At 43.3% G+C, this 13,960-nt stretch carries 17 protein-coding genes; 4 read left to right on the top strand and 13 right to left on the bottom strand.

The window, feature by feature from the left end; genetic code table 11:
- The first annotated feature begins 16 nt into the window (after positions 1-16).
- Positions 17-802: an ATP-binding protein gene (locus BUA14_RS11445; protein ID WP_072772722.1), complete on the top strand. Its 786-nt coding sequence runs from the start codon at positions 17-19 to the stop codon at positions 800-802.
- 63 nt (positions 803-865) lie between these two features.
- Here the strand turns inward: BUA14_RS11445 and BUA14_RS11450 are convergent, their stop codons facing one another.
- The 5 genes from BUA14_RS11450 to BUA14_RS11470 all read right to left on the bottom strand — a co-directional run bounded on the left by BUA14_RS11450 (position 866) and on the right by BUA14_RS11470 (position 5,274).
- Positions 866-1,600 carry an amino acid ABC transporter ATP-binding protein gene (locus tag BUA14_RS11450; RefSeq protein WP_072772723.1) on the bottom strand — a complete coding sequence of 245 codons (735 nt, stop codon included), beginning with the start codon at positions 1,598-1,600 and terminating at the stop codon, positions 866-868.
- Positions 1,590-2,378, bottom strand: a complete 789-nt coding sequence (locus BUA14_RS11455; RefSeq protein ID WP_072772724.1) for an amino acid ABC transporter permease — start codon at positions 2,376-2,378, stop codon at positions 1,590-1,592. The genes BUA14_RS11450 and BUA14_RS11455 overlap by 11 nt, the downstream gene beginning before the upstream one ends.
- A gap of 166 nt (positions 2,379-2,544) precedes the next feature.
- Complete coding sequence (locus tag BUA14_RS11460) at positions 2,545-3,387, bottom strand: transporter substrate-binding domain-containing protein (protein ID WP_072772725.1); 843 nt, start codon at positions 3,385-3,387, stop codon at positions 2,545-2,547.
- A 439-nt stretch (positions 3,388-3,826) separates the two neighbouring features.
- Positions 3,827-4,603, bottom strand: a complete 777-nt coding sequence (locus tag BUA14_RS11465) for an alpha/beta fold hydrolase (RefSeq protein WP_072772726.1) — start codon at positions 4,601-4,603, stop codon at positions 3,827-3,829.
- A gap of 95 nt (positions 4,604-4,698) precedes the next feature.
- Positions 4,699-5,274 (bottom strand): Uma2 family endonuclease, encoded by a 576-nt coding sequence (locus BUA14_RS11470; RefSeq protein WP_072772727.1) that lies wholly within the window; start codon positions 5,272-5,274, stop codon positions 4,699-4,701.
- Between the two features lie 205 nt (positions 5,275-5,479).
- On the opposite strand from BUA14_RS11470, the gene BUA14_RS11475 reads away from it, so the two are divergent.
- The gene (locus BUA14_RS11475) at positions 5,480-6,166 is read left to right on the top strand and encodes a vitamin B12 dependent-methionine synthase activation domain-containing protein (RefSeq protein WP_072772728.1); all 687 of its coding nucleotides are present in this window, start codon (positions 5,480-5,482) and stop codon (positions 6,164-6,166) included.
- 75 nt (positions 6,167-6,241) lie between these two features.
- On the opposite strand, the gene BUA14_RS11480 is transcribed toward BUA14_RS11475, so the two are convergent.
- The 3 genes from BUA14_RS11480 to BUA14_RS11490 all read right to left on the bottom strand — a co-directional run bounded on the left by BUA14_RS11480 (position 6,242) and on the right by BUA14_RS11490 (position 8,571).
- A complete protein-coding gene (locus tag BUA14_RS11480) occupies positions 6,242-7,402 on the bottom strand; it encodes a sensor histidine kinase (RefSeq protein WP_072772729.1) in 1,161 nt (386 codons plus the stop codon).
- A complete protein-coding gene (locus BUA14_RS11485) occupies positions 7,395-8,075 on the bottom strand; it encodes a response regulator transcription factor (RefSeq protein WP_072772912.1) in 681 nt (226 codons plus the stop codon). The genes BUA14_RS11480 and BUA14_RS11485 overlap by 8 nt, the downstream gene beginning before the upstream one ends.
- Positions 8,076-8,151: 76 nt before the next feature.
- Complete coding sequence (locus tag BUA14_RS11490; RefSeq protein ID WP_072772730.1) at positions 8,152-8,571, bottom strand: hypothetical protein; 420 nt, start codon at positions 8,569-8,571, stop codon at positions 8,152-8,154.
- 249 nt (positions 8,572-8,820) lie between these two features.
- On the opposite strand from BUA14_RS11490, the gene BUA14_RS11495 reads away from it, so the two are divergent.
- Positions 8,821-9,222, top strand: coding sequence for a HEPN domain-containing protein (locus tag BUA14_RS11495; protein WP_242954636.1), 402 nt, complete (start codon positions 8,821-8,823; stop codon positions 9,220-9,222).
- Entirely contained in the window at positions 9,192-9,512 is a 321-nt protein-coding gene (locus tag BUA14_RS11500; protein ID WP_072772731.1) for a nucleotidyltransferase domain-containing protein, read from the top strand. Before BUA14_RS11495 ends, BUA14_RS11500 begins: the two co-directional genes overlap by 31 nt.
- A gap of 271 nt (positions 9,513-9,783) precedes the next feature.
- Here BUA14_RS11500 and BUA14_RS28860 read toward each other — a convergent pair whose 3' ends face one another.
- From BUA14_RS28860 to BUA14_RS11520, 5 genes are all read right to left on the bottom strand, one after another.
- Positions 9,784-10,128, bottom strand: a complete 345-nt coding sequence (locus BUA14_RS28860) for a DUF4829 domain-containing protein (RefSeq protein ID WP_345788634.1) — start codon at positions 10,126-10,128, stop codon at positions 9,784-9,786.
- Positions 10,074-10,205, bottom strand: a complete 132-nt coding sequence (locus BUA14_RS28730; protein ID WP_282433355.1) for a hypothetical protein — start codon at positions 10,203-10,205, stop codon at positions 10,074-10,076. The genes BUA14_RS28860 and BUA14_RS28730 overlap by 55 nt, the downstream gene beginning before the upstream one ends.
- 419 nt (positions 10,206-10,624) lie before the next feature.
- On the bottom strand, positions 10,625-11,689 hold the full coding sequence (locus tag BUA14_RS11510; protein WP_072772732.1) for a hypothetical protein: 1,065 nt from the start codon (positions 11,687-11,689) through the stop codon (positions 10,625-10,627).
- A 322-nt stretch (positions 11,690-12,011) separates the two neighbouring features.
- The gene (locus BUA14_RS11515) at positions 12,012-12,677 is read right to left on the bottom strand and encodes an ABC transporter ATP-binding protein (RefSeq protein WP_072772733.1); all 666 of its coding nucleotides are present in this window, start codon (positions 12,675-12,677) and stop codon (positions 12,012-12,014) included.
- Positions 12,674-13,951, bottom strand: a complete 1,278-nt coding sequence (locus BUA14_RS11520; protein ID WP_072772734.1) for an ABC transporter permease — start codon at positions 13,949-13,951, stop codon at positions 12,674-12,676. Before BUA14_RS11520 ends, BUA14_RS11515 begins: the two co-directional genes overlap by 4 nt.
- Between the last annotated feature and the right edge of the window lie 9 nt (positions 13,952-13,960).

Below are 13,960 nucleotides of genomic sequence, written 5' to 3' on the forward strand. Positions count from 1 at the left end.
ATAGGGGGTTAGAGTGATGAAAATAGCAGTGACAGGCAAAGGCGGCGTCGGCAAGACAACCCTTTCCGGAACCTTGGCCCGCCTATTGGCAGCTGACGGTTACCGGGTATTGGCGGTGGATGCAGACCCTGATGCTAATCTGGCTTCTGCTCTGGGCATTCCTGAGGAGAACTACCGGGGAATCACTCCCTTCGCCAAGATGAAGGCACTGGCTGAGGAGCGGACGGGAGCCGACGGTGGCTATGGCACCTTTTTCATCCTCAACCCTAAAGTGGATGATTTGCCGGAGCAGTTTTGCGTGGAGCATGAAGGTGTTAAGCTGCTTTTGATGGGTACGGTGGAGCAGGGCGGCTCAGGATGTGTCTGTCCTGAGCACACCCTGATCAAGCGGCTGATGCAGCACCTTCTGGTGCAGAGAGACGAAGTGGTCATTATGGACATGGAAGCCGGCATCGAGCATTTGGGCCGGGGAACGGCAGGTGCGGTGGATGCCTTGATCGTGGTGGTCGAGCCGGGGCGGCGGAGTGTCCAGACGGCACGTCAAATTCAGGAGCTGACCCATGATCTGGGGATTCAAAGGGTTTTTGTGGTGGCCAGCAAAGTAAGGAGCGCTGAAGATTTGGCGTTTGTGGGAGAGGCTCTCAGTGATTTTCCCCTGCTGGGCCATGTCACTTTCAGCAGAGAGATTATGGATGCCGACTTGGCCGGCCAAGCCCTCTTTGATCTGGGCGGTGAGCCGGTCAAGGAGATTAGGAAGATAAAAGAAAACTTGATTCAGTTGATCAGCTCAATGGATGAGTAAACTATAAGTCCTCGTAAGCAAACAGAGTCCTGAATGACCGGAGGTGACATTCAGGACTCTGTCTTATCGCCACTCTAGAATCTTATTAAGAAAATTCTTCAGCTCCAGGCTTTGCGGTTCTTTAAAAATTCTTGCGCTGGATCCATGTTCAATAATTTGGCCATCGGCAATAAAAAGCACATAATCGCAGGACTGACGGGCGAACCCCATCTCATGAGTCACCAGAATTAAATCTTGGTTCTGCTCCTGCAGCTCTTTAATCATGTCCAGAACCTCGCTGGTCAGCTCCGGATCGAGGGCCGAGGTCGGTTCATCAAAGAGCAAAAAACGGGATTCAATGGATAAGGCCCTGGCTACGGCAATACGCTGCTGCTGTCCTCCCGACAATTGATGGGGTTTCTTATCCATATGCACTTTTAATTGAAACCGCTCCAGCAGCTCCAAAGCGATCCTTTCGGCTTTCTCTTTGCTGAATTTATGAACAACCATCAAAGGCAGGGTGATATTAGCCAGGGCTGTCAGATGGGGAAACAGATTATAAGACTGAAAGACTACGCCAATCGTTTTGCGGTATTCCTGCAAATGGATTTCCGAATAGTCGATTCTTTCGCCATTTATGTGGATTTCCCCACGATCGGGCCTTTGCAAACCGGCGATCATCCGCAAAAGTGTGGATTTACCGCCTCCTGAAGGACCAATAATCGCCAGGGAACGAAAATGTTCCAAATCGATATTGATATCTTTAAGCACTGTTTTGCCGGCAAAAGCTTTTTCCAGATTGCTGATTTTAAGCTTCATAATTGAATTTCCTTTCCAAAACCTTCGAGGCATAGGAAATCGGTACGGTCAGGATCATGTATAAAAGCGCCAGCACAATGTAGTTCTCAAAGGTGGCAAAGGTGAATGAATCGACCTCCTGAACGTTCTTGGTCAGCTCGCTGACGGCAATTACCGACAAAAGTGAAGAGTCCTTGATCAATGACACCAGCTGGCCGGCCAACGGCGGTAAGATCCTTTTGAACACCTGGGGAATGATGATATAACGATAGCGTTGGTAGGATGTGAAACCCAGCGATCGCGCAGTTTCGATCTGGGACGCTTCGATGCTCTCAATCCCTGCCCGGATAATTTCACAGATATACGCCCCGGAAAAAACCGATAAAATGACAACCCCCAGGACATAACGATTGCTGAGGTGCATCGCGGTAGCAATAATATAAAAAAACACATAAATCTGGACCAGCAGCGGAGTTCCTCTGATGATTTCCACATAGGCCTTACTAAAATAATGCAAAGGCAAAAATCTTGATTTTCCAGCAAACGCCAAGAAACTCCCGATGATCAGGCTTAGGATCAGGGAAAAAAAAGCAATAATGATCGTCATCAGGAAGCCGTCGATAAACTTGGCCCTATACAGATAAACGGTGTCCAGCCGCAGCGTATAGTCGAGGCTGTAAAAAGCCCAAAGCAGGACGCCAAGCATAAAGGCGCTGACCAGTGCGATATTGAAGGCTTGCTGCACACGAGTGGGATGATGAGATTCTTCATTTTTCCACAATAAATTAGGCCGATTCAATCCAGGATTCCCTCCTCTCCCGCTTCTATTCGTCTTTTATTCATCTTTTATTCATTCCTATTCGTTCCAATTATTATCCTTACCGCAAAATCGAGAACTCCGCGCCGCAATGCTGCGGCACGGAGTTTGCACGGCAATCCATGACTTTAAGTGAGCAGACAAAAAATTAGTCGAAGAAAAATTTCACGCCCAGAGCAGCGAAGTCTTTCTTCTCTTGAGGCAAATATCTTTCCGCTAGTCTTGTGAAGCCGCCATTTTTCTTGTACTCGCCGATGAACTGATTGACCTTAGCCGTCAATTCCTTATCATCCTGACGCAAGGCAACGCCCCATTCTTCAACTTTATCCTGGAATGGGTTCAAATTGGCCCGGGTCGTTTTTTCGTTCTGTTTCCAGGCTCTGTAAATGCTCAAGGTATCATAGATAAAAGCATCGGCTTTCCCTTGGCTGACTTCGAGAATACAAGCGCTTTCTTTCTCAAAAACCATGATTTCTGCTTGCGGCAGATTGGCTTGGGCATAAATATGCCCTGTCGTACCATTCTTGACGGCCACCTTACGCCCCGGCGCATTGAGATCCTTAACCTCTTTCACCGAAGATTGCTCATTGATCAACAAGGCCAGCCAAGCTTTGGCATAGGGTTCAGAAAAATCAACGGTTTTTTTCCGTTCGTCCGTAATCGTCATTGAAGAAATAACCATATCAATTTTCTTGGTTTGCAAAGCCGGTATAAGACCGCTGAACGCCATGTTTTCGATTTTAACCGGTCGGTCCAAAGCCGCGCCTAAGTCTTTGGCAAAATCAACACTGACACCTGTCGGGTTCCCTTTTTCATCGGTCATCTCAAAAGGCGGATAGGCCAGTTCCATACCCACTATGAGCTCTTGCGCCGCCGCGTCATTGCCCGTTTGGGACGGCTGGTTTGCCGGTGCCTGGCTCTTGCTGCACCCCAATAAAATTGAACTTATCAGCAAAGCCGCCGTTAGCAGCAGAAGGTAACTTTTTTTCATCTTCCCGCTCCTCTTAGCTGTATTCTTTTTCCTAAGTATACCATTTGTTTTAGCAGATATCAAAAGCAAGCGAGCAATGCCGAGCTCTTTCGGTGACATTGGAATTACTTTCTCCAAGATGACTTTGAGTCAACAATTAAACGTATCTTTCCCCATTTAGCCACAAACCGGAAAAATTATTGAATGACCAAGTCTCCTATGGTTAAGACACTCAGGAGTTCCCACTCCTCATCGACTCAACTCAGTCCTGAACCTCTGTTGTCATTTTCATGCCCCCTTCTCTCTGTTATTCCGCATAGATAAGATGATTTGAGGGGCAAAGGTTACATTCGCTTAGAAAAATCAAAGGATACCTCTCTTCTAAAAGAGAAGTATCTTTTTCTATTTAAGGCTTGCTAAATATAAACTGTAGCCGAAGCAGGCCCTATCTATCTTATCCTCATCTTTTTGCGGACTTCAAGCTGTCCATCATGAATTCTATGATAGCCTTATTGACTGCTTGCGGCTGTTCGATCATAGCCATATGACCCGCCTCCGGAATGAGCACAAGTGATGCCTGAGGTATTTGCTGAGCAAGATATTCAGAATACTTAACCGGCGTCATTCTATCCTCCTGTCCGCAAATAACCAAAGTCGGCAGATTAATCCGCTGAACACTGTCTATTGCATTAAAATTATCGCAGGCTTGAAAATCCGCCCATAAAACCTGGGTTGATACAGCTTTCATTTCTTCAGCAGCATCTTCCAGGATCTTTGCAGCAGCCTTAGGAGAATAGCTGAATTGAATACTCTCCAAGGGATGTTCTCCCCGTGACAAGCTTTCCAGCATCACAGGGTTCACCCTCAACCTGCCGCCGCTGTCAACAATGATCAGGCCTTTTAACCAATCCGGATAGTCCAAAGCAAACTGCAGGGCAATTGCGCCGCCCATGGAATGCCCGGCTATGACAAAAGATGCTAACTTCATGGCTTGGGCAAATTCCCAGATGCTTTCCTTATAACTCTGTATGGAATGAACCGCTTCTCCCTCCGAAAGTCCATGGCCGGGAAGGTCGAGAGCAATAAGATGATAATCCTTAATCCCGGATAGTTGATTTGCCCACTTTTCTCCGGTTCCGCCGGCACCATGCACACATAAGATGGTCGGTCTGTGGGAAATAGCGTTATCGCTTTGCCGGTAAAAAATACTTTTCCCTCGGACTTTAATATAAGGCATTTTTCCCTCCCGTTAAAAAGTTTTTAAAAGCAATGATAACTCTGGATTGTTGCTTTTATGATAAGCAGTATGCTGTTCATCTTCCAACCTTCATGCTAAATATCCTTAAAGACAGCATCAAGATCAACCGTTAAATCAGGAAACATGCCAAGGTGTATCCGACCCTGTTCAGAGTATATCTCCGGCCTGCCATAACGGCCATCCCTTTGAAGAGCAAAGACACTTATAAGCTTGGCCTCCGGTTCAACGATCCAATATTCTTCAACTCCAGCTTTCTCATACTTATTAAATTTATCCAGTCTATCCCTTTTATTCGTTGATGGTAATGTAATCTCTATGACCATAGCCGGAGTCCCAGAGTATCCTGTCCCTTTTAGCCCCGCCTTGTCACATATTACAACCAGATCAGGCTGGACTACAAAAGCAGTCTCTTCATCCTTTTCTTCTTTTTCAGGAATTCTCAAATCAAAAGGAGCAGCAAAAATCATACAGGATGACCCAAAAAGGCCATTGGATATTTGCCTGTAAAGCTCACCCGATACTTTCTGATGCTGCCACGACAGAGCAGACTGCATATAAGGCATACCATCGATGATCTCCCATCTTTCATCAGTTGGCCATGTCAGATAATCTGCATAGGTATACTTCCGGTTCTCCTCCGGCAAGGACATAAACCCCACTCCTTTCAGGAATAATGCAGGCCATGTTAAAAACACTCTTATTACAGATTATACCATGAATTTGAGGAACAAAAACCATCAGGGGGTATATACTTCCCCTTTTGGACATAAAAAATGACATAGTAGTTTTGATTGTGAGAAAATTCCTGTTATGCCATAATTAAAGTAATCCATTTTAACTTGAGGAGGGTACTACATGAATACAAAAGTAATGGCGCCTATTCCCTTTACTATCGATCGTGATTTGCTGTTTAGACATTTAGATATCAAGCCGGACAAACCTTATGCCGAAGAAGTCGAAAACATGATTGAGCAAGCATTGAAAATCGGCAAACCCAAGGCTGCCTACCGATTAGTCTATATAGAATCCAAGGGCGAGGATTTTGTCGTCGTGGATAGGATTAAGTTCACCAGCAGAGTATTGCGGGTCAACCTGGAAGAAACCTTTAAAGTCGTCCCTTATGTTATCACTTGCGGAGAAGAACTTGAAGAATGGGCAAAAACCTTTCATCATATGTTTGAAACCTATTGTGCCGATGGAATTATGGAAGCAGTTATGCGTTCCGCCCAGGTGGGATTTTTTGCCCAAATTGCGGAAGAATATAATTTAGGCCATGCCGTCAATATGAATCCCGGTTCTCTTGAAGATTGGCCGCTCAAAGAACAAGCACCTTTATTCCAACTTTTAGGTGATACCAAGGGTTTAATCGGAGTGGAACTGAAAGAGAGCTTTCTCATGAGCCCTATCAAAACCGTATCCGGTTTCCGCTTTTCCAAGGAAGGAAGCTACGAGAATTGCCAGCTTTGCCCCAGAGAGAAGTGTCCCGGACGGAGAGCCCCCTATGAGCAAAATTTGTATGCGGAAAAGTATCAATTAAAGTGATGCTATTAGATCAGGAACTGGATAGAGCCCACCGGGAGATGTATGAGCATAGCGGCTTGGTTCGCCTTTTTACAGTTACAGGACCACCCTGACTTTCGTGCCCATGTTCAGTTTGCTTTCTACCTGAATCTCTCCACCGTGCCTTTCGATAATCGTGCGTATGATGGACATCCCCAAACCGTTTCCGGGAATCTGCCTGATGCAGGAACGGTCTGCACGAAAAAACGGCTCAAATACCCGCTCCGCTTCTTCTTCCGACATTCCTATGCCTGTGTCGCATATGGATACGGCGGCTTTTCCGTCAGGCGTTTTTTGAAAGGTCACCTCCACCGTACCGCCCTCTTTATTATACTTGACGGCATTTTCAAACAGGTTGTAGAAAGCCGAGCGGAGCAGCATCGAACTGCCTGTGATCAGACAGTCGTTTTGCGGAAGAATACAGCAAAGATTTTTATCTTGAATAGCCTCTTTGAGTTCTTCAACTATCCCGCCAAACAAAGTATGCAGGGAAATTTCGTCATTGAGTTCCGTTTTCCCCTCGGAGGATAACAAAAGCAAATCGTTGACGATCGAAATCAGCCGCTCAATATTGTGCTCCATAACCGCAATGGCATCCTTATAGTCGTCAAGGCTTGGAGAATCGTCCAGTTGCAATACCTGCAGGGAGGTCTTCATGGTGGCCAGGGGTGTTTTTAATTCATGGGCCGCGCTGGCGGAAAAGCGTTTCTGCTGTTCGAAGGAGCCTTTAAGCCTGTCAAGCATACCGTTAAAGGAAACGGTGATGCTGCCCACCTCATCTTTCGCGCTGTTCTCCGCGATGGATTTGCTTAGATTATGGGCGTTGATATCGTGGATGGTTTCGCTTAATACTGTAAGGGGCCTTAACGCCCTGCCCATGATCCAATAGGTAATGACGAGACCAAAGACGATGATGACAATCAACACGGCAATACTTTGAAGGGAAAATCCCCTCTGCGCGGTTGTGATTTGCATCTGGACCATGTTGTCAGGTGGATTTACAAACTCATCAAATCCATGCTCTATCTGGAAATTCTCCAGCGTCGTGATCTCCACTGGCTCTATGGATATTGGCGTAAAAGTGGCCTCCTGTAGCTGGGGCATGACAAAATAATGGTTTGCGCTCAGAATAGAAGCTATGGTCAGCGCCGTTGTCAGCAGCACCAGAATGAGTCCCACCAAAAGGGTAATGCGCAACCTGAGCGATATTTTATGCATCAGCCTTTTCCTCCCGTATGACATAGCCCTGCCCCCGGATATTTTTGATGCAGTCCCCCCCGTTTTCCGACAATTTCTTTTTCAGGGAATGCATGTGGTATTTGAAGGAATTGGAAAACAAATCCGCTTCGCTGTCCCAGACATGCTCAATGATTTCTTCAGCCCCAACAACTTTTCCCATATGGAACATCAGGTACTCTAAGATGGAATATTCTTTATTGGTCAGGTTGACAGGCACGCCGCCGACAGCGACAGCCTTGCCCGGTATATCCAGTTCAAGACCGCCGCAAGTCAAGTGGCTTTCCTTATAGGTAAAGGACCAGCGCAGCAGATTCCGTATTCTGGCGGTCAGCTCTTCAAAATCAAAGGGCTTTGCCAAATAATCATTGGCGCCGCTGTCCAGCCCCCGCACTTTATCCTCAATCTCGCTTCTTGCCGATAAAATCAACACCTTGAGCTCGCTATCGGCTTTGCGAAGGGTATTCAGGACGGTTAGGCCGTCCACCTTGGGCATATTGAGGTCCAGTATGAGCAGGTCATATTCATTTATTTCAAGATATGCCAACGCGTCCTCGCCATCATAAATTTGGTCGACCGCATAGCCCAACTTTCTGAGTCCTTTGGCAATGGCTGATGACAAAGACTTTTCATCTTCCGCCAACAGTATTTTCACCATGTCTCACCGCCTTTAACGCCTCAAAGCCACACAGATATTGTGCGGCTTTGAGGCGATTATATCATTGATGGGGTCATTCTTCAACAACCATCTTATGCATAAACTGAGCGTCGATCGGCATGATGGACATCGCTCCTTCCGGAAGCTGCACCATGTTGAACTTTATTGCGCCTTCCGGGATAACGGGCAGTTCACCTTCGGCGTAGATTTTCAGCTCAATCCCACCTTCAGGGATTCCCCATTGAGCAAAATTAACAAGCGGCGTCCCACTCACCGGCATGAAAGATATCTTGCCTTCAGAGAATATCACTTTGTTGAGATCTATTGCGCCTTCCGGGAGGACAGGCATTTCACCGTCAGCATAGGTCTGGATGGTGAAAGTGGTATTTGGGGATATGTCCTTGATCTCAGGAGTGGCAGCATAGGCGCTTGCCCCTGCGGTTGCAACAAAAGCAAGGGCCAAAGCCGCAATCAGCGTTTTCTTTCGTTTCATGTCTAAAGACCTCCGTTCATTTTTTGTAGCGCGACTACATTCTGAGTTTAACTGAACGAAAGTTAGATGAAAGTTAGATCCGAAATGGGCATACTATTTTAGGATGCCCCTCCGTAAAAGAAAAGCATCCCTTTCAACTCAAGGCCGTTAGGGCCGATGACCTTAAATTTTTCTTCCCATCTTGTTTTGGAAATAATTACAATATCAAAATTATATGCTATACTTTATATAAATATGGGGGGTGCTAAGATGATGCAGACGGAAGACATCATTAACTATTGGAGAGATTCATCAGATAAAGACTATTTTACGATGATGAATTTGTTCAAGAGTAAAGATTATCATTGGAGCCTCTTCCTTGGACATTTAGTTCTCGAAAAACTTCTCAAAGCACTATTCGTTAAAAATATAGGTGAAGAAAATGTACCCCGAACCCATAATTTGCTTCTACTAGCCAATAAAGCAAGGCTATCTACGGATAATGCAAAAGAAGACTTGCTTGACCTTATAACGACTTTTAACATAAGCACCAGATATCCTGATTACCAGCACACTTTCTATAAGAAATGTACAGATACATATACCGAAGAAAGAATAGCCGAGATTAAGGAGCTGAGATTATGGCTAATTTCGATCCTGGAGAGCAATTAAATACAATTATTTTCAAGTATGCCGCCAACCTCAAAAAACATTTGGATTTGCATAGTGTATATCTTTTTGGTTCTTATGCCAATGGCAAACATCAGCAAGATAGTGACATTGATATTGCTGTAGTTGCCGAAGGTTTCTCTGGTGATATTATTGAGGATACACATATGTTAATGAAGTTAAGAAGAAACATCGACAACAGAATAGAACCTCATCCCTTTTCCATCCATGAATTTACTGAGAATAATCCGTTTGTAAGAGAAATAATAAATAACGGCATAAAAGTTATTTAGGAACTTCCCTATAAAAACCGTATCCGGTTTCCGCTTTTCCAAGGAAGGAAGCTACGAGAATTGCCAGCTTTGCCCCAGAGAGAAGTGTCCCGGACGGAGAGCCCCCTATGAGCAAAATTTGTATGCGGAAAAGTATCAATTAAAGTGATGCTATCAGATCAAGCCCCTCACATCGGAGGGGCTTGATCTTTGCCCTACACTCCGGCACCCTCTATCATCCACCCCCTCTCATTATTTTTACTGATTATTAATCACTATAGCCTTAAATTCTCTAATATCCCGAATCGTCTATTCTCCAATTACCTGACTCACTATCTCTGATAAGTATCCAATTCCGGTCATTGTATAGTGAATACGGATTCAAGCTGCCTTTTCCACCGGTACCACCGACATAGAAATTCGAAAATAAAACAATCACATTTTCCTTTTTAACTCCATTGACCGAACCTTTTCCAAAAGACATATAAGTTACAAATTCCGAATTTGATTCTTTTTCGTCATACCATAGTTTGAGAAGATAACACCCCTTGAAGCTTTCCTCAAAATTCTCTATTACACAGTTTACTGCTGTCTGTACTTCTTCTTTGCTAAATTTTGTAGATTCTCCAATATCAATCTTTTTGCATTTAGATCAAATATTAAAACTATAAAACAAACCAAAATCACACAAGCAATTGTTAATATTTTTTTCATTAGGAGTTCCCCCTAAATGCAGAGACTTTTCTTCTGGATAGTTGCAATTTGGTGACAGATTAATTGATAACCCCCGAGAGGAAAGGCTGGCCAGATGGAAGGCCTTTCCTCGAACATTTTTTGGAGAGGTTTAATCGATTAAGTTATCTGTACTTTGACCTCCAAAAAGTCGCTTAACAATTCTCAAGGTTTCTTCGTAGTAAAACTATTTTGGCATCATGTTCGCCACGAAAATAAGATTGCGTACTCTCATCAGATACATTAAGCAAATAGTGGCCCTTTTTTGATCTAACACTTATTGTATAGGGGCTATTCTCTGCAAAAGTAGGAGCAATTGGCCTAATGCCTGCAAACTTAATTGATTCCATTGAAGTCAAGAAGCTTAGGCACATAACTTCTTCATCATGTGCCCTTAGAAATTAAAGCTTATTCTCCTTTATTACGGATCTAAGATTTGCTTTTGAAACAAACAAGAAGAGAGCGCCTATGGTGCAGACAGTATTGCGAATTAAGAACATTTTTTCATCGTAAAGAGAAAAAAACGGCTTGGTCAGCAGGATAAATACTTGACTGTTAATTACAGCTTTTACCCAATTATCTGTTTCCGCATATTGGAGTCCCGTGTAAAACAAACCTATCAGCAGCATGTAAAAAACTGTTACTGAAACAAAGATAAGACCAATAATGAAAATTATCTTTTTTGATTTTGCCGATAAGTGGTCTACGTTAAGAAGCCCAATTTTCGTTAGTAAACCTGCAATCAATAAGGCAGCGCTCACTAGAACCAGAGGCTTAACCCAAACAAGATAGATGATTCCAGTCAAAATATGATGAGATGTGCTTTCCGCCGTCTTTTCAATATATATTCGAAAGCTGACACCGCAGATAAAAGCCAGTCCTAAAACACTATAGAAAAGCAATTGCCCAACGTTTCCTTTTTTTATGTTGGTCTTATTTGGCCTCTCCCTAATCCCGTTCTCCAATCTGTTTTTGGCAAGAAATAGGAAGAGAGCGCCTACGGTACCGACATTATTATAGAAAAAATAAACAGCTTTATAATAAACGGAACGAAATGGCTGGTAAAGTGTTTGATATAACTGACTGCGGTTTACAGCGCTTACCCAGTTATCTGTTCCCGCATATTGATACCCCATACAGAGCAAACCCATCAGTAGCATGTAAAAAGCTGTTATTGTAACCAAGACCAAGCCAATAAAGAACAGTATCTTTTTTGCTTTTGCAGATAATACGTCTGTGTTAAGTAGCCCTATTTTTGCTAGCAGACCCGCAATCAGTAAGGCAGCACTCACACCAATTAAGGGTTTGATAATCAACCCATATATCATTACTAAAATCCTATTGTTAATTTCATCTAAGTTTGCAACGTAGACACTAAATGAAATACTGCAAATCAAGACTAACCCGCATAGGATGAAAAAGAATAGTTCCCTCACCTTGTTTTTATTGGCATCCGTACTATCCATTTGCCCGTTCCCCCTCTTAATCTTATCCTGCATCGATGTGGAAAACATCAGGCCTTAGGCAATATAGTGCCGGTTGATACTTATTACATTTATATAAATACTGGTAAACCTCCTGCTCAATGGTAAAAATAAACCACCCTGCTTGAGCGGATTGCGGCTATGGATCACAACCACTTACCGTTTTCATGTTTAAAAAATCCTTCCTTTCGAATAAACGAAAAAGAAGGATTTCTGCGTATTAATTAGGCTCACTTATATCTATGCTCACCCTTTCATCGCCTCTGGTAAACTGACGACGAACACTTGTAAATTGAAAATAGCATCAAACAATTTCGCCGTCATTAATTGTTATTATCTTATTCGCATAGTTTGCCGTTTTGTTGTCGTGGGTCACGATCAAAATTGTTTTCCCTTCCTGATTAATCTGTTTTAACAGCAACAGCAGATTTTCTCCCGTTTTTTGATCTAACGCGCCAGTTGGCTCATCAGCCAAAATGACTTCTGATTCGCATACCAGAGCTCTGGCGATGGCCGCCCGTTGTTGTTGTCCACCCGATGTTTCCTGGGGTTTTTTCCGAAGAATACTGTTTATTCCAAGTTTTGAGGCATAATGCATGATTTTTTCCTTTTTTTGTTTAGCCGGTATTTTCCGATGAAGAAGGGGTAACTCAATATTTTCATAAAGGCTGTAGTCTTTGAGAAGAGCAAAATTCTGAAAAATAAAACTGACCGTATGATTTCGGATATTGCTTAACGCCCTGTCGGACTGCGAATTTGTTAGAACTCCATTTAAATAATACTCTCCGCTTGTAGGAACATCCATACAACCTAAAATATTTAAGAAGGTAGATTTTCCCGAGCCGGAGGGCCCCATAATCGCCAGAAAATCTCCTTTTTCTATGGCCAGATTTATATTATTGAGCGCGATAGTCCGGTAATCGCTTTTGCCGTAAATCTTATAGATTTCTTTCAGTTCAATGATATTCATCGATCATTGCCTCCTATCATTTCCACCGGTTTTAAGGAATTAACCTTATGAACGGGTAGTATCGATGAAAAAAACGTTATCCCCATAATAATGATGATTGACAATAAGACGGTTTCCAGACTGCTATCTTGCATTGGATTTATCATTTCTCCGTCGTTTATTGCTTGTTTTACGGCGAGATAATTCATAGTCAAAATAGCTAGACTTGCCAATAATGCGGAAATGGCAATAATAATAAAGTTTTCTTTTATGATTAAAGATCGAATATACGCTTTGCTGGCCCCCGTCACCATCCTTATCCCAAATTCTCTCTTCCTGGCTAAAACGGTGGAGACGCTGACGGTAATCAACCCAAAAAGCGACATAACCCCCAGGAAGATACAGATGAATAGGTGGCTAAACATAATCTCCCTGTTATTTTGTTTGTAAAGGAGCAGTTCTTCTCTGATCGATTTACACGCGATTCCGAGGTTCAATTCCTTTGCTTTGTTTTCAATGAGCATGCTGATATTCTCCTGCTCTTCAGTATTGCTGAGGGTATAAAATAACGAGTTGGACTTTTCCAGTATTGAATTTTCCGAAGACGAAAAAGGGGCAACGAATTTATCGGACAGGCTGACCAGCTTATTGCCGATATAATCATGCTCATTGAACCAACGGCTGTCATTGCCGATAAAACCGATCACTTTATATTGAATTCCGGTATTGCTGTCTGTTATCATCTGATCCAGTTTTATTATTTGAGAATAAGCTTCGCCAATTAATATCGGAATCGTTTTCTGATCCGGATTGAAGTCACTGTCCTGAAAATTCCTGCCCTGGACTATTTGTAATTTTGCTAACTGATATACCCCTTGATCCATCTTAATGATCTCGACGGCATGAGGGTATTGCTCCTTAAAGGAGCCTTTGGTTAATTCCTTTCTTTTCGTCAAAAAAGCGTTATCATTCTCAAGTTCTGCAAAAAAGGTATTTGTTAAGTCGTACCCTCCAAAACCTTCAACTCCCGGCAGGTCATTTATATACTCGGCGAGGGTAAGAAAACTTGACCTGAAGTATTCGGCATACGTTACGTTGAATAGCGTTAAATGCATTGTTTTATTAATATCTGCGTTGAGATACCTGTTGATTTGATTTTCTTGATAAGAGTTTGTCTTGATACCCATAACGGCTGTATGCAACATATAAATAGTAATTGTAAACTGCACGATGAAAAGAATCGTTGTCAGTTTTCTTTTTCCCAAAGACTTTAAGGCAATCTTAATGGATGGCATGCTATCCTC

The sequence above is a fragment of the Desulfitobacterium chlororespirans DSM 11544 genome (assembly GCF_900143285.1).
GTDB lineage: Bacteria > Bacillota > Desulfitobacteriia > Desulfitobacteriales > Desulfitobacteriaceae > Desulfitobacterium > Desulfitobacterium chlororespirans.